The sequence below is a fragment of the Brevibacillus sp. YAE8 genome, from assembly GCF_057543335.1.
Genome location: NZ_BAAIYG010000003.1, coordinates 210,504 through 225,208, shown reverse-complemented (window position 1 = coordinate 225,208; position 14,705 = coordinate 210,504). Strand labels below are relative to the sequence as shown.

The following is a 14,705-nucleotide window of genomic DNA, read 5'->3' as shown; positions in this document are numbered from 1 at the left end:
CGCCTACGGTCACCTCTTTTGCCTAACGCAGAAGTCCGTCCCAGTGTCACTGATTTCCACCCCATCACCTATCATTGTAAAAATTGTAAAAACATAGCAAAATCTCGCCGCCAATGTGCCCCAGTCGCTTGAACGATGCCAATAAGTATGTACAATAGAGAACATACTCCTAATTAAGAGCGAGGAAGGTGTTGCAACATGCGCAATTTGGATGAAATTCTCGCATTTAACCGTGAATTTGTAGCGAATCGTGAATATGAAAAATATCAAACGACCAAGTTTCCCGACAAGCGCCTGGTTGTTCTCTCCTGCATGGACACGCGTCTGGAGGAGCTGCTACCCAAGGCGATGAACATGCGCAACGGCGACATCAAGCACGTAAAAAGCGCCGGAGCCATCGTCTCTCACCCTTTTGGAAGTATCATGCGCAGTATTCTCGTGGCGATTTATGAACTGAATGCCGAGGAAGTGATCGTCGTCGGCCATTACGACTGTGGGATGAGCGCCATTGACAGCAAGCGGACGATGGCGAAGATGCTGGAGAAAGGCGTCTCTGCCCAAACCTTCTCCACCCTCCAGCACGCAGGGATCAATTTGCACAAATGGCTGCACGGCTTCGACCGGGTGGAGGAAAGTGTGCGCAACAGCGTGGAAACGATTAAAAAACACCCGTTGCTGCCGGCTAACGTCGACGTTCACGGCCTGTTGATCGATCCGGAGACAGGGCGCCTGGATGTCGTCGTAAATGGCTACGAGCGAACGGAAGCTAGTGAATGATCCAAAGCTTGTCACAGTCTCACGTCGAACCTTTTTGCATCGTTCGATGAAGTGGCTGGGAGGATTGGTGGGACTCGGGCTTGTGGCAGGTACATACGGCTATGCATGGGAGCGCACCTGGCTGCAAATCGAGCGGGTGACGCTTTCGCTGCCGCGACTTTCGAAAAGCTTCGACGGCTGCAAGCTGGTACAGTTCAGCGACGTCCACCTGGGGCACTATTGCAAGCCCGAGCAACTGCAAGGCATTCTCGACTTGATTCAAAACGAGCAGCCGGATATGATCTGCTTTACCGGCGATATCGTGGACCTGGAGACACAGTCGTTTTCCGCGGCTGTTCCGATGCTGGCCGAGTTGCAGGCGCCGCTTGGAAAATTTGCGGTGCTGGGCAACCACGACTACCGGGCGGGCCAGCAGCATGCGATTCGCCAAGGCTGGGCTGCCGCTGGTTTTGAGGTGTTGGACAACCGACATGTGGCGGTCGGCAAAAATGGCGACAGTTTGTACATAGCCGGAATCGACGACGCGCTGAACGGCGTGCCTGATCTGCCGAAGGCGCTGGTCGGGATTCCGGAGGCGGCCAGCGTCATCCTTTTGGCGCACGAGCCGGACTTTGCGGATGAAGCGGCTCGCTATCCTGTCGATTTGCAACTGTCCGGGCACAGCCACGGCGGGCAGGTGCGGTTGCCGTTTGTCGGGCATGTCCTGACGCCCAAGCTTGCGGCGAAGTACGTCAAAGGCTTGTACCGCGCAGGCGACAACCAGATGCCAGTGTACGTGAACAGAGGGTTGGGGACGACGATTTTGCCTGTCCGTTTTTTGTGCCGACCCGAATTGACAGTCTTTACTTTGCATCAATAAGCATCTTTGATCCATTGGACGAATTGCTGAAAAGCTTCGTCCTCTTTTTTTTGATGCAAATAGGCGATGAGAGTTGGGCGCTGCAGCGTGCCTTCCGCGATGTCGTGGGCGACGAGCCTGCCTTCCGCAAGTTCGCGCAGGATCGTTCGTTCCGGCAGCATTGTGATCCCGAGCTGGCGTTCCACCATTTTTTTGACCGCGCTGAAGCTGTCCAGCTCCATGATGACGTTGGGAAACACGCCGTTTCGCGCGAGAAAATGATCGATGCGCTGGCGGTAGGGGGCGGTATGGTTGCCGAACAAAATCATTTCCTGCGCGCCCCAGCTCGCAAAGCCCGGAAAGCGGCTGGCCCAGGGATGCTCGGGTGCCATGACGAGCAAGATGCGGTCGCTTGGCAAAAATTCCTGGTGGATGTGCGGATGGTACATCTCGCTGCCGAGAAAGGCGATATCGGCGGTGCCTGTCAACAGGGCGCTGAGCGACTCCTCGTACAGCGTCGAGCGGACGTAACAGGTAAAGCCGGGGTTCGCCTGGCGGTATTCGCCGATCAGGCGGGGCAGCTCGTAGGCGACAAACGCTTTTCCGGCGACAATCGTCATGGATTTCACCTGTTCTTTTTGCTCCATGAACGAACGCATCTGCTCCACGATGTTCGCCGCGATCGGCAGCAGGCGGCGTCCTTCCCCCGTCAAGCTCACACCGGAGGCGGTCCGCACAAACAGCGGGCTGCCGATTTGCCGCTCCAACTGCTTGAGCCGATGCGTCAAGGTCGATTGGGCGAGAAACAGCGCCTGTGCCGCACGATTGATCGACCCGTGATGAGCGATCGTCAAAAAAACTTCCAGGCTTTCTTTGTCCACAAGAAACCCTCCTATTCAAAAACTCGATAACTGGTTAACCATATTCTATAACAAAGCCAACAAAAATTGGCATAAAATACGAGCAGGAGGTGGGAGTATGGACAAAAATCAGGAAGTAAAACAGGCCGTGCAGCAGCAATTCGGGAAAAACGCACAGGAGTACGTGCAGAGCAAAACCCACGCGCAAGGAGCGGATTTGCCGCTTATGGTCGAGTGGCTTTCGCCGCAAACAAGCTGGAAGGTGCTCGATATCGCCACGGGGGGAGGGCATGTTGCCCGCACGCTGGCACCGCTTGTCGAGCTTGTGGTCGCGACCGATCTGACCCGCCCGATGCTTGCGGCGGCAGCGCAGGCGAACGAGCAAGCGCCGAACATTTTGTACGTCCAGGCCGACGCAGAGGCGCTGCCGTTTCTGTCCGAAACGTTCGATCTGGTCACTTGCCGGATTGCGGCGCACCATTTTCCAGATCCGGCCGCCTTTGTCCGTGAGACGAGTCGCGTGCTGCGCCCGGGCGGACGGTTTTTGTTCATCGACAACGTAGCGCCGGAGGAAGAACAGCTCGCGGACTTCGTGAACCAGGTAGAGAAGCGGCGCGACCCAAGCCACGTGCGCTGCCTGTCGGTGAGCGAGTGGAGAGCGCTGCACGCGGCTTGCGATTTGCAGGAGCGGCAGGCACGGCTGCGGAAAAAACAGTTTGCCTTTTTGCCCTGGGTACAGCGGATGTCCGAATCACCGGAGCAGGAGCAGGCAGTCGAGCGAATGCTCCTGGAGGCGACTGCAGAGCAGCAACACTATCTCGGCGTGAAAATCGAGCAAGGAAGAGTTGTGGCGCATCAGATTGATGAATGGATGGTGATGTGCCAAAAAAAGGGAGGAAATGACGATGAGTAACCAGTTTGAATGGATCGGCTTGGATCACGTCCAGTTGGCAGCCCCGCCAGGAGCGGAAGAGGAGGCACGGCGCTTTTTCACAGGCTTGCTCGGCATGCCGGAAGTGCCCAAGCCGGAAAAGCTCCGGGCGCGCGGCGGCGCATGGTTCCGCTGCGGCGCCCAATTGATTCACCTCGGAATCGAGCAGGGCTTTGTTCCGGCGAAAAAAGCGCACCCTGCCTTTGTCGTGCAAAACATCGAGGCGCTGATCGCGCATTTGGAGCAGGCGGGCGTACCGATTCGGCTCGACGATGAAATCCCCGGGCTTGTCCGCTTCTTTACCGAAGACCCATTCGGAAACCGTCTGGAGTTTATGGAGGCGAAGTAGCATGAAAATGGATTTTCACGCCAAGGAAAACGAAGACAGCTACACAGGTCGAGCGGCAGACGCCACGTGGGCGAGCACCATGCTGTCTGTCGTCGATCCGCGCGACAAGCGCGTGGTCGATATCGGCTGCGGAGGCGGCATCTACAGCAAGGCGTGGGCGAAGCTGGGCGCTGCAAGCGTCACCGGAGTCGATTTTTCCAGCGTGATGCTGGCAGCGGCGCAAAAGCAATGCGCAGACGAGCCGCGCATCTCGTTCGTGCAGGGCGATGCGCTGGAAACCGGGCTGCCTGACGGCTGTGCCGATATCGTCTTTGCCCGGGCGCTGATTCACCATCTCCACGATCTGCGCGGATTTTTTTCCGAAGTAAAACGACTGCTCGCTCCCGGCGGCATTTGTCTGATTCAGGATCGAACGATTGACGACTGTGCCGTCCCGGCTTCCCAAACGCATCTGCGCGGCTATTTTTTCGAGCAGTTTCCGCGATTGCTTGACGTCGAGGCCAAGCGTCGCCCGGCTGATCGGACGGTCCGGGCAGCGATGCAGCAGGCTGGACTTGCAAAAATCGAGCGGCTGTCGCTCTGGGAGGTCAGGCGCGTCTATGGCACTCTCGATGAGCTGGCGCGTGATTTGCGCTCGCGCAAAGGGCGTTCTTTGCTCCACGAGCTGACGGACGCCGAGCTGGAGCAGTTGGTGGACGCGATTTGCCTGAAGCTGTCCGGACATGAGACGATCAGCGAGCAGGATCGCTGGACGATATGGATAGGCAAATAAGTTTGTGGCACAATAAAAATAAACGTAATTGTGAATTTGTTTGTCACAAATTTGGATATGCTTGTCTCTTAATACGCGAGGATATATAATAATATTGCCATTGTATTATCGGTTAGCGTCATCATGGTGAAGGAGTTGTCGTACATGAAGATTGTGTTGTTTGATATTTTGATGTTCGTCTTCACGTTTTTTATCGCTTGGGGCTGTTTGAACTCGATTAAGGCGAAAAACAAATTCGCAATCGGATTTGGTTTGCTTTCGCTGGCGGTTTTCCTGTTTGCTGACGGTTTGATTATTTACTACATAACAAAGGGAGCCTAGTCAACAAGGCTTTCCGTCCGGCCAAAAAGAGGTTGTGCGATTCCTGCACAGCCTCTTTTTTGCATGCTCCAAGGAAATTTTTAGCATACTATTCCTGGAGGTGGAAAAGATGGGCAAGCGAAAACGTCTCGATTTTCTTACCTATACGGGAGTGATTGCTGCTGACCGCAAGACGAAGCAGCTTTGCAAACGGCTCCACCCCCACCATATCGCCGTCATCGATCATCCCGATGTGGATGAGATGGCGGCCAGGTCCTTGCTGGAAGCGGGGGCGAGGGTAGTTGTCAACCTGTCCGCTTTCATGACAGGACAGTATCCAGCCGAAGGAGCGCGGCTCTTGCTGCGAGCGGGCGTCGCTTTGTACGAGGCAGAGCGCGAGCCGGCAGAGCCGACCGCGTTGGAAGCGTGGAACGGCCAATTTGCAGCCATCCGTGAAGGCAGTCTGTACTTGAAACGAAAGGCGCAATGGGAGCTTGCCCTGTTGCTTCGCCACGTCACAGTGGAGGCGGTGCTCGGGAAGTGGGCCGAGGCGCAGAGCAGGCTGGATGATACGCTGTCCTTATTTATTGATAACACGCTCATGTACGCCAATAAAGAAAAAGACTTGTTTTTAAAGCCGCTCTGTCCCATGCCGCTGCGGACCAGACTGGAAAAACGGCACGTCGTCGTCGTCGTCCGCGGCAAGCATTACAAGGAAGATTTGCAGACGCTCTCCTCCTACATACGCGAATGCCGGCCCGTGCTCATCGGGGTCGACGGGGGAGCGGACGCTCTTTTGCAAGCGGGGTACAAGCCCGACCTGATCGTCGGCGACATGGACAGCATTTCGGATAAGGCGCTCTTGTGCGGGGCCGAAATCGTCGTCCACGCCTTTGTCGACGGGCTTGCTCCCGGAAAAGCCAGAGTCGAGCAGCTCGGGGTGGCGCATCACGTCCTGCCTGCGCCTGGCACGAGCGAAGATGTGGCGATGCTGTTGGCCTATGAGAAAAAAGCAGAGCTGATCGTGACGATTGGTGCCCATACGAACATGATTGATTTTCTGGAAAAAGGCCGCAAAGGGATGGCCAGTACTTTGCTGGTGCGCACGAAGATCGGCCCCAGGCTGATTGACGCCAAAGGAGTCAGCCAGCTCTACCAGCCGACTGGCTCGTGGAAGCTGTGGGGCTGGTGCATGGCGGCGATGCTGTTGCCTGTCACCGCTGCGCTGATGATTCATCCGATCGCCCGTCACGCGGCGCAAATGCTCTGGACGCAATGGCGGACCTGGGCTTTTTAAGGAGGCGCTATGATTTCTTTTCGGTATCATCTGATTACGTTGGCAGCCGTATTCGTTGCGCTTGGCGTCGGCATCCTGCTGGGAGGAACGGCGGGTCATCCGTGGTTTTCTGAGGGCGCCCAGGAAATTTTGGCGAAAATGGAGGCCAAATACGACCGGGCGCTGAAAAGCAACCACGATTTGAAGCAGCAAATCAATCGGCTGCTGCAGGAAGTGGAGCAACGCAACCAGGAAGTCGTCCACATGATGGCGATGCGCTACGGCAATGATCTCGCAGGGAAAAAAGTGTACGTCTGGCAGGATACAGACAAGGAAGCTAAAGAGATTACCCGGCTGATGCATTCGGTAGGCATCAACGTCGTCGCCTATGAACGGGGCGGGACTTGGGAGGACGGCTTGCTGCTTGTGGTCGCGGGCCAGCCGCCGCCATGGCTGGAGCAGCGGGCGGGCACGGGCAAATGGCTGCTGGTGGAGGAGGTGCCGGATTCGTTGGCCAAGCAATGGGCCTTGCTGGAAAAGGTGCAGCAAACCATGACAGAAATGAGGGGCGCGCGTGAAAAAAGTTAGCGTCATCATTCCTGCCTACAACGAAGCCGACGCGATCGGAGCGACGCTGCGAGCGATTCGCGAACGGCTTTTCTGCCATGAGCTGATTGTCGTCGACGACGGCAGCGAGGACGAGACGGCTGCTCTCGCCAAAAAGTGGGCCGATCTCGTCATTACCGTGCCGCAAAACCGGGGCAAAGGCGCTGCCGTCCAACTCGGCTGGCAACGGGCAAACGGCGATGTCGTCATGCTGCTGGATGGCGATTTGCGCGAGAGTGCGGCAGAGGCCGAGCATCTGCTTGCCCCTGTGATGGAGGATGCCTGCGATATGGCGATCGCGATTCTGCCTTCCCCGAGGCAAAAAGCGGGAATGGGTCTGGCAAAAGGGCTGGCTCATCGAGGGATCAAGTGGCTGACGGGCTTTGAGGCCAGCGCGCCCTTGTCCGGTCAGCGGGCCATTCGCCGCGACCTGTTGCAAAAGCTGGGGAAAATCGACAAAGGCTTCGGCATCGAGGTAGGTCTTACGGTAGATGCCTTGCGTGCAGGCTATCGCATCCGGGAAGTGCCCGTCGGGTTTTTTCACCGGGAAACGGGCAACGACTGGCGAGGCTACTCTCATCGCGGCAAAGAGTTTGTCGCCATCGGCCGGACGCTGTGCACAAAGTGGTGGGAGGGAAAGCCGTGGCTGCACACGCCGTGATACTCGCGCTTTTCAGCGCACTCGTGTTGCCGCTCGTCCTGCAGCGTCCCATGCTCAGTTTCTGCTCGCAGATTCTCGCCAAAAAGCGCATGACCCGGCCCAATTATCGCGGCGAGCCAGTGCTGACGGCAGGCGGGCTGGTGCTTGTGGCGAGCATGGCCGTGACGATTCTCGTCCAGCTTCTGCTTCTCGCGCTTGCAGGCGCTTCGCGCGAGGTGCTGGTGCAAGGCTTGCTGCTCGCCTGCGGAATGGCGGCGATGGCGTGCTGGGGCTGGATCGACGACAAGGCTGGTGACCGGATCACGAAAGGATTTCGCGGCCACTTTGGCGCGCTTTTGCGCGAGAGGCGCGTGACGAGCGGGATGGGCAAGCTGGTTGGCGGCGGGCTGACGGCTGTCAGCGTATCGCTGTTCGTTTCGGCCGGCTTCTGGCCGTGGCTGGTCGCTTGCGGCTTGCTGGCGATTTCCCCGAACATCCTGAACCTGTTTGATTTAAGACCGGCGCGCGCGATCAAAGTGTTTTGGCTGCTCATGTCGCTGGCTGCCATCGGGAGCGTTTTGGGGGGGACAACGGGGGAGCCGTCTGCGGTCTGGCTGTTTCTTCTGCCGGTTCTCGTCGCGACGGTTTTGTTTTTCCCGCACGATGCAGGCGGCCGGATCATGCTCGGGGATACCGGAGCGAATACGCTCGGCTTTGCCATTGGCTATACATACGCGACGGCGACGCCGCTGTTTTGGCAAGCCGCCTTCCTGTGCGGCTTCGTCGCGCTTCAGGTCGCGGCCGAGTTCGTCTCGTTTTCGCAGGTCATTGAACAAAAAGCGTGGCTCAAAAGGCTGGACGAGTGGGGAAGATGAGCGCAATCAAAAACAGGCAGATTTTCACCTGCCTGTTCTACTCGTCGTCTTCTGCCTCGCGAATCATGAAGCGGGGTTGTACCCGATTTTTTTTGCGTTCGTGGTGCAAAATGAACCCGGCAATAAACAAGACGGGAATGGCGAAAGCAAGGACGCCGAGAATGAGCTTTCCCCACAGGAAGCTGACATCGGGTGCCGTCGAATAAAAAAAGGCGTCGCGGATCAGCTTGATCCCGTACATGGCAATCGCAGCCGGAATGACCATGATTAAGAGGGCAATGACTTTCTGTACGATCACTGGTGGTTCACACCTTTCTCTCTCATTCTTTCATCATATCGGATGCCAGTATGCTTGTCCACCGTCCGTCCCTGTGCACACGAGCGAGCGCACGTTAGGGAAGAGAGCCTGTCCATCAACGGTTTGTTGCAGTACAATGGTAACGAGTAAGATGAAAAGCGAGGGGTCTAGCGCATGCACAAGCTGCTTATAGTAGGTGCTGGACGAGGCGGTACGGCTCTGTTGCGGACGCTGAACCAGATGGACAGGCTGAAAATTGTCGCCGTGGTCGATCGGCGGCCAGACGCTCCCGGAATTGAGCTGGCGAGATCGCTGGGCATCAAGGTCGATTCGGATTACCGCCCTTATTTGGACGACGAGCTGGACGTGATTTTGGAAGCGACAGGGGACATGGAAGAATACGAGCAGCTCCGCCAGTTAAAGCGGGAAAAGACGGTGCTCATTCCGGGCACCTTCACGCGAATTGTCATGCGGCTCATCCGCGAGCGCGACAAGCTGATCGCGGCGATGATGCAAAACCAGCGCGAGCGCGAGACGATGCTCGACTCTACGCACGATGCCATTATCGGCGTCAATCGGCAAGGAGTCATCACGTTGTTCAACAAGGCGGCCGAACGCCTGATGGACATCGAGGCAAGCGAAGTGCTGGATACAAAAGTATCCGAGCGCATCCCCAACACCAGACTACATATTGTATTAGAGACGGGCTGCCCTGAGCTGAACCAGGAGCAGATTTTGCCGAACCAGACGCGCATTATCACGAACCGCGTCCCCGTGCGCAACGACAAAGGGGAAGTGGTCGGAGCCGTGGCGATTTTCCGCGACATTACCGAGGTGATGGCGCTCGCTGAAGAAGTGACCAATCTCAAGGAACTGCAGAGCATGCTGCAAGCGATCATTCAATCCTCGGACGAGGCGATCTCGGTCGTGGATCAGAACGGCATCGGCTTGTTAATCAATCCGGCGTACACGAGACTGACGGGGCTGACGCCGGACGATATTATCGGCAAGCCGGCTACGGTCGACATTTCCGAAGGCGACAGCATGCACATGCAAGTGTTGAAAACGAAGCGGCCTGTCCGGGGCGTCCCGATGAAGCTCGGGCCGAAGCGCAAGGACGTGGTCGTGAACGTCGCTCCGGTCGTCGTCGATGGCGAGCTGAAAGGCAGCGTCGGCGTCATTCACGACGTTTCCGAGTTCAAGCGGCTGACAGAAGAGCTGGAAAAAGCCCGGCGCATCATCCGCACGCTGGAGGCGAAGTACAGCTTCGCGGATATTATCGGCTACAGCGAGCAGATGAAAAGCGCCATCGAGCAGGCGAAAAAAGCGGCGTTGACGCCAGCGACCGTGCTGCTGCGCGGAGAGTCCGGGACGGGCAAGGAGCTGTTTGCCCACGCCATTCACAACGCGAGCGAGCGCAAGTACAACCAGTTTATCCGGGTCAACTGCGCGGCGATTTCCGAGAGCCTGTTGGAGAGCGAGCTGTTCGGCTACGAGGAAGGCGCTTTTACGGGAGCGAGGCGAGGCGGAAAGCGCGGCTTGTTCGAGGAAGCGAGCGGAGGCACGATATTTTTGGACGAAATCGGCGAGCTGTCCATGGGAATGCAGGTCATGCTTTTGCGCGTCCTGCAGGAACGGGAGGTCGTCCGGGTCGGGGGCACAAAGCCGATCAATATCGACGTCCGGGTCATTGCCGCAACCCATGTGAACCTGGAAGCGGCGATTGGCGCGGGACGTTTTCGCGAAGACTTGTACTACCGCCTCCACGTCGTCCCCATCCATATCCCACCGCTCCGCCAGCGGCTGGAAGATATCAAGCCGATAGCGATGTACCTCTTGCGCAAGGCCAATCTGGAATACGGCAGAAACGTCGAGGAGCTGCATGAGGAAACGTTGCAGATGCTGTTGTCCTACCATTGGCCGGGCAATGTGCGCGAGCTGGAGAACGTCCTCGGCAGGGCGATGATACATATGCGCATCAACGAACGCACGATCATGCCTGAGCATTTGCCTCCTTTGGAACGAAAAATCAGCAAGGCCCCAAAGGAAGCAGAGACGACGGCAGGCTCCACGGGGAAAACATTGAAGCAGGCGGTGGAGGAAGCGGAACGTCAACATATTATGCGCGAACTGGCTGCGGCCAAAGGCAATCGGACCTTGGCGGCCAAGCGGCTCGGAATTGCGATCCGCAGCCTGTACTACAAGATGGAAAAATTGGGAATCATGGATGAGCAGGAAGATGTAAAATGAACGCGCAAAAATTTGCGTGCAAATAATTGCGCGTTTGTGCAAAAAACTGCACACTTGACGAATGGAGAATTCATCCACATCCCCTCAAATAAAGCGCTTTCAAAAAACGATTGCGTTGGCATGACTTTTGCATAAACTACTTGGCGGGAAATTCTCCACACGGAGCCCACTGTTAACACAGAAGAATGATACTAGGGAGGTTTCTTCATTGAACATCTTTGACTACATGCAAAAGTACGATTACGAGCAACTGGTATTTTGCCAGGACGAAAATTCCGGCCTGAAAGCAATCATTTGCATTCATGATACGACACTTGGACCAGCATTGGGCGGCACGCGCATGTGGCCGTACAAAACAGAAGAAGAAGCGATCATCGACGTACTGCGCCTCGGTCGCGGCATGACCTACAAAAACGCGGCAGCAGGGCTTAACATCGGCGGCGGTAAAGCCGTTATCATCGGCGACCCGCGCCAGCACAAGAGCGAAGAGCTGTTCCGCGCGTTTGGCCGCTACATTCAAGGGCTGAATGGCCGCTACATCACGGCAGAGGACGTAGGTACGACTGTCGCGGACATGGATATGATCCACCTGGAGACAGATTATGTGACAGGCGTTTCTCCTGCATTCGGCTCCAGCGGCAACCCGTCCCCGGTAACAGCTTACGGCGTGTACCGCGGAATGAAGGCAGCGGCGAAGCTCGCTTTCGGCTCTGACTCTCTCTCCGGCCGGGTCGTTGCTGTACAAGGCGTCGGGAACGTGGCCTACAACTTGTGCCGCCATCTGCATGAAGAAGGCGCACATTTGATCGTCACCGATATCAATGAAGAAAACGTAAACCGCGCTGTCAACGATTTCGGGGCAAAAGCGGTTGGCGTCAACGATATTTTCGGCGTCGAGTGCGACATCTTCTCGCCTTGCGCACTGGGTGCGATCATCAACGACGACACCATTCCGCTTTTGAAAGCAAAAGTAATCGCAGGTGCGGCGAACAACCAGTTGAAAGAAGAGCGCCACGGCGACCTCATCCACGAAATGGGCCTGATCTACGCGCCAGACTACGTTATCAACGCGGGCGGCGTCATCAACGTGGCTGACGAGTTGCAAGGCTACAACCGCGAGCGCGCCCTGAAAAAAGTAGAAACAATCTACGACACGATCCTGAAAGTGTACGAAATTGCCGAGCGCGACGGCATGCCATCCTACAAGGCGGCTGACCGCATGGCCGAAGAGCGCATTGCCAGCGTAGGCAAATCCCGCAATACGTTCCTGCAAAACGGCAAGACCGTCTACCATCGCTAATCATTGTATAGCGAAAAACACTCCCCTGCTCCCGCTCTTTCCCGTCGACTGGGCAGTCAGGGGGTACATATCCTTTGTTCTTAGAATATTCTCATTCTCAGAAAAACGTAGGCAAGCGACACGAAAAATCAGCAGCCAGCTTTTTCGACTGTCTTCACCCATGTGGGAAGACGCTTCGTATGAAAGGGGAGATCCAGCATGTCTCAAGAATTCGATCTGGTCGTTCTCGGTGGAGGGACCGGCGGTTATGTAGCGGCGATTCGCGCTTCCCAGCTCGGAATGAATGTCGCGATTGTAGAAAAGGAAAAGCTCGGTGGCACATGCCTGCACCGCGGCTGCATCCCGTCCAAGGCGCTGTTGCGCAGCGCAGAAGTGTTTTCGACCTTGAAGGAAGCAGACAAGTACGGTGTTTCGGCAGGCGCTGTCGGCTATGACTTCGGCAAAATTCAGGATCGCAAGCAGGGCATTATCGACCAGCTTCACAAAGGGATTCAGTTTTTGATGAAAAAAGGCAAAATCACCGTCTTTGAAGGCTTCGGGCGCGTGATGGGGCCATCCATCTTTTCCCCACAGGCAGGCGCTGTCCGCATCGAAAAAGAAAACGGCGACCAGGAAATGATCGTGCCGCGCTTTTTGCTGCTCGCGACCGGATCTCGTCCGCGCACGCTTCCAGGGCTGACGATTGACGGGTCCTACGTCGTGACCAGCGACGAGGCGCTGCAATGGGAAAAACTCCCTGAGTCGGTCGTCATCGTAGGCGGCGGCGTGATCGGCGTCGAGTGGGCGTCCATGCTGAACGATTTTGGCGTCGAGGTTACGATTGTCGAGTACGCGGATCGGATTTTGCCGTTCGAAGACGAAGAAGTGAGCAAGGAACTGGCCCGTTTGCTGAAAAAACGCAAAGTCAACATCGTCACTGGCGCGAAAGTTTTGCCGGAGACACTGGAAAAAGGCGAAGGCAAAGTCGTCATTTCCGCGGAGACGAAAAACGGCGTGGACACGTTTACGGCCGAGAAAATTCTCGTATCCGTAGGGCGTCAAGCCAATGTGGAAAACCTCGGCCTGGAAGCGACGGACATCAAGGTCGAGCGCGGCGTCATCGTCGTCAACGAACATTTCCAGACGGCTGAATCGCATATATATGCCATTGGCGATGTCATTGGCGGCTTGCAGCTCGCTCACGTCGCTTCGCACGAAGGAATTTTGGCGGTCGAGCACATGGCAGGGCTGAATCCGCATCCGCTCGATTACACAAAGGTTCCGAAATGCACGTACAGCCGTCCGGAAGTGGCGAATGTCGGCTTGACGGAAAAAGAGGCGCGCGAACAAGGCTTTGACGTGAAGGTAGGCAAGTTCAGCTTCAAGCCATTGGGTAAAGCGCTGATCCACGGCGAAAATGACGGCTTTGTGAAGCTGGTCGTTGATGCCAAGACAAACGACCTGTTAGGAGTACACATGATCGGCACGCATGTGACCGATATGATTTCCGAGGCGGGCCTTGCCCGGGTGCTGGATGCGACTCCGTGGGAGATTGGACAGACCATCCACCCGCATCCTTCGCTCTCGGAGGCAATCATGGAAGCGGCCCAGGCCGTAGATGGAAAAGCGATTCACAATTAGCAAGGAGGGTATCCACGATGACAACCAAACGGCATGAACAAGTTGGTTTGACTGATGCGCAAGTCTTGGATATGTACTATTACATGCTGCTCGCGCGAAAAATTGACGAGCGCCAGTGGCTGTTGAATCGAGCGGGCAAAGTGCCGTTCGTCATTTCTTGCCAGGGGCAGGAGGCGGCTCAGGTAGGGGCGGCTTTCGCGCTGGAGACAGACAAAGATTTCTTGTGCCCGTACTACCGCGACCTCGGTCTGGTGCTCGTATTCGGCCAGACGGCGCGTGACTGCATGCTCTCCGCTTTTGCCAAGGCAGAAGACCCGAACAGCGGCGGACGCCAGATGCCAGGGCACTTCGGCGGTAAAAAATACAACATCTTGACAGGCTCCAGCCCGGTAACGACACAAGTTCCGCACGCAGTCGGCATGGCGCTGGCAGGCAGAATGCAAAACAAAGACTTTGTCGTGTACACCTCCTTCGGCGAAGGCTCCAGCAACCAGGGGGATTTCCACGAGGGAGCCAACTTCGCGGGCGTGCACAAGCTCCCGGTCATCTTTTTCTGTGAAAATAACAAATATGCGATCTCCGTTCCGCTGAAAAAGCAGCTCGCTTGCGAAAGCGTAGCAGACCGGGCGATTGGCTACGGCTTCCCGGGCGTCAGCGTAGACGGCAACGATCCGATTGAAGTGTACCGCGTCATGAAGGAAGCGGTGGACCGCGCTCGCCGCGGCGAAGGGCCGACATTGATCGAAGCGGTGATGTATCGTCTGGTACCGCACTCCAGCGACGACGACGACCGCGTGTATCGCACGCGGGAAGAGGTAGAAGAAGCGAAGAAAAAAGATCCGCTGATCGTTTTTGCCGCTTATTTGCGAGAAATCGGCTTGCTTGATGAAAATACAGAAGCGGATATGCTGGCGCGTGTGCAGCTCGAAGTAGACGAGGCGACCGAGTACGCGGAAAACGCTCCGTATCCGACACCTGAATCGACATTGACACACGTCTACGGGAACTAAGGG

General features: G+C 56.4%; 16 protein-coding genes. 14 read left to right on the top strand and 2 right to left on the bottom strand.

The features are described 5' to 3' along the window. The first annotated feature begins 198 nt into the window (after positions 1–198). Both AC27IT_RS06530 and AC27IT_RS06525 read left to right on the top strand, forming a co-directional pair. Positions 199–777 (top strand): beta-class carbonic anhydrase, encoded by a 579-nt coding sequence (locus tag AC27IT_RS06530; RefSeq protein ID WP_005827311.1) that lies wholly within the window; start codon positions 199–201, stop codon positions 775–777. 67 nt (positions 778–844) lie between these two features. Beyond that, complete coding sequence (locus tag AC27IT_RS06525; RefSeq protein ID WP_007785578.1) at positions 845–1,636, top strand: metallophosphoesterase; 792 nt, start codon at positions 845–847, stop codon at positions 1,634–1,636. Here the strand turns inward: AC27IT_RS06525 and AC27IT_RS06520 are convergent. Beyond that, a complete protein-coding gene (locus AC27IT_RS06520) occupies positions 1,630–2,496 on the bottom strand; it encodes a LysR family transcriptional regulator (protein ID WP_025843752.1) in 867 nt (288 codons plus the stop codon). The genes AC27IT_RS06525 and AC27IT_RS06520 overlap by 7 nt on opposite strands. Before the next feature lie 97 nt (positions 2,497–2,593). On the opposite strand from AC27IT_RS06520, the gene AC27IT_RS06515 reads away from it, so the two are divergent. From AC27IT_RS06515 to AC27IT_RS06480, 8 genes are all read left to right on the top strand, one after another. Beyond that, positions 2,594–3,388 (top strand): class I SAM-dependent methyltransferase, encoded by a 795-nt coding sequence (locus tag AC27IT_RS06515; protein ID WP_005827317.1) that lies wholly within the window; start codon positions 2,594–2,596, stop codon positions 3,386–3,388. Further along, positions 3,381–3,755: a VOC family protein gene (locus AC27IT_RS06510; protein WP_005827320.1), complete on the top strand. Its 375-nt coding sequence runs from the start codon at positions 3,381–3,383 to the stop codon at positions 3,753–3,755. The genes AC27IT_RS06515 and AC27IT_RS06510 overlap by 8 nt, the downstream gene beginning before the upstream one ends. Before the next feature lies 1 nt (position 3,756). Continuing rightward, positions 3,757–4,527 carry a class I SAM-dependent methyltransferase gene (locus tag AC27IT_RS06505; protein WP_487091681.1) on the top strand — a complete coding sequence of 257 codons (771 nt, stop codon included), beginning with the start codon at positions 3,757–3,759 and terminating at the stop codon, positions 4,525–4,527. 144 nt (positions 4,528–4,671) lie between these two features. After that, positions 4,672–4,848 carry a DUF2759 family protein gene (locus AC27IT_RS06500; protein ID WP_005827324.1) on the top strand — a complete coding sequence of 59 codons (177 nt, stop codon included), beginning with the start codon at positions 4,672–4,674 and terminating at the stop codon, positions 4,846–4,848. Positions 4,849–4,957: 109 nt separating this feature from the next. Then, positions 4,958–6,124 carry a putative cytokinetic ring protein SteA gene (gene steA / locus AC27IT_RS06495; RefSeq protein WP_448791688.1) on the top strand — a complete coding sequence of 389 codons (1,167 nt, stop codon included), beginning with the start codon at positions 4,958–4,960 and terminating at the stop codon, positions 6,122–6,124. A gap of 9 nt (positions 6,125–6,133) precedes the next feature. After that, positions 6,134–6,691, top strand: coding sequence for a copper transporter (locus AC27IT_RS06490; protein WP_487091680.1), 558 nt, complete (start codon positions 6,134–6,136; stop codon positions 6,689–6,691). Next, entirely contained in the window at positions 6,678–7,370 is a 693-nt protein-coding gene (locus AC27IT_RS06485) for a glycosyltransferase family 2 protein (RefSeq protein ID WP_025843755.1), read from the top strand. The genes AC27IT_RS06490 and AC27IT_RS06485 overlap by 14 nt, the downstream gene beginning before the upstream one ends. Further along, the gene (locus AC27IT_RS06480) at positions 7,352–8,224 is read left to right on the top strand and encodes a UDP-N-acetylmuramyl pentapeptide phosphotransferase (protein WP_487091679.1); all 873 of its coding nucleotides are present in this window, start codon (positions 7,352–7,354) and stop codon (positions 8,222–8,224) included. Before AC27IT_RS06485 ends, AC27IT_RS06480 begins: the two co-directional genes overlap by 19 nt. 37 nt (positions 8,225–8,261) lie before the next feature. On the opposite strand, the gene AC27IT_RS06475 is transcribed toward AC27IT_RS06480, so the two are convergent. Beyond that, entirely contained in the window at positions 8,262–8,522 is a 261-nt protein-coding gene (locus tag AC27IT_RS06475; RefSeq protein WP_005827332.1) for a DUF2627 domain-containing protein, read from the bottom strand. 174 nt (positions 8,523–8,696) lie between these two features. On the opposite strand from AC27IT_RS06475, the gene AC27IT_RS06470 reads away from it, so the two are divergent. The 4 genes from AC27IT_RS06470 (at position 8,697) to AC27IT_RS06455 (ending at position 14,702) form a co-directional block, all read left to right on the top strand. Next, entirely contained in the window at positions 8,697–10,772 is a 2,076-nt protein-coding gene (locus AC27IT_RS06470) for a sigma 54-interacting transcriptional regulator (RefSeq protein WP_007785557.1), read from the top strand. A gap of 208 nt (positions 10,773–10,980) precedes the next feature. Continuing rightward, positions 10,981–12,072 carry a Glu/Leu/Phe/Val dehydrogenase dimerization domain-containing protein gene (locus AC27IT_RS06465; RefSeq protein WP_005827335.1) on the top strand — a complete coding sequence of 364 codons (1,092 nt, stop codon included), beginning with the start codon at positions 10,981–10,983 and terminating at the stop codon, positions 12,070–12,072. 198 nt (positions 12,073–12,270) lie between these two features. Next, positions 12,271–13,692, top strand: coding sequence for a dihydrolipoyl dehydrogenase (gene lpdA / locus AC27IT_RS06460; RefSeq protein ID WP_026557073.1), 1,422 nt, complete (start codon positions 12,271–12,273; stop codon positions 13,690–13,692). Between the two features lie 17 nt (positions 13,693–13,709). Then, complete coding sequence (locus AC27IT_RS06455; protein WP_005827338.1) at positions 13,710–14,702, top strand: thiamine pyrophosphate-dependent dehydrogenase E1 component subunit alpha; 993 nt, start codon at positions 13,710–13,712, stop codon at positions 14,700–14,702. Positions 14,703–14,705: the final 3 nt, after the last annotated feature.

Excerpts from the sequence above, each read along its gene's own strand:
- AC27IT_RS06530 (WP_005827311.1), top strand. The coding sequence starts at position 199 with ATGCGCAATTTGGATGAAATTCTCGCATTTAACCGTGAATTTGTAGCG.
- AC27IT_RS06515 (WP_005827317.1), top strand. The coding sequence starts at position 2,594 with ATGGACAAAAATCAGGAAGTAAAACAGGCCGTGCAGCAGCAATTCGGG.
- AC27IT_RS06510 (WP_005827320.1), top strand. The coding sequence starts at position 3,381 with ATGAGTAACCAGTTTGAATGGATCGGCTTGGATCACGTCCAGTTGGCA.
- AC27IT_RS06505 (WP_487091681.1), top strand. The coding sequence starts at position 3,757 with ATGAAAATGGATTTTCACGCCAAGGAAAACGAAGACAGCTACACAGGT.
- AC27IT_RS06500 (WP_005827324.1), top strand. The coding sequence starts at position 4,672 with ATGAAGATTGTGTTGTTTGATATTTTGATGTTCGTCTTCACGTTTTTT.
- steA (WP_448791688.1), top strand. The coding sequence starts at position 4,958 with ATGGGCAAGCGAAAACGTCTCGATTTTCTTACCTATACGGGAGTGATT.
- AC27IT_RS06490 (WP_487091680.1), top strand. The coding sequence starts at position 6,134 with ATGATTTCTTTTCGGTATCATCTGATTACGTTGGCAGCCGTATTCGTT.
- AC27IT_RS06470 (WP_007785557.1), top strand. The coding sequence starts at position 8,697 with ATGCACAAGCTGCTTATAGTAGGTGCTGGACGAGGCGGTACGGCTCTG.
- lpdA (WP_026557073.1), top strand. The coding sequence starts at position 12,271 with ATGTCTCAAGAATTCGATCTGGTCGTTCTCGGTGGAGGGACCGGCGGT.
- AC27IT_RS06455 (WP_005827338.1), top strand. The coding sequence starts at position 13,710 with ATGACAACCAAACGGCATGAACAAGTTGGTTTGACTGATGCGCAAGTC.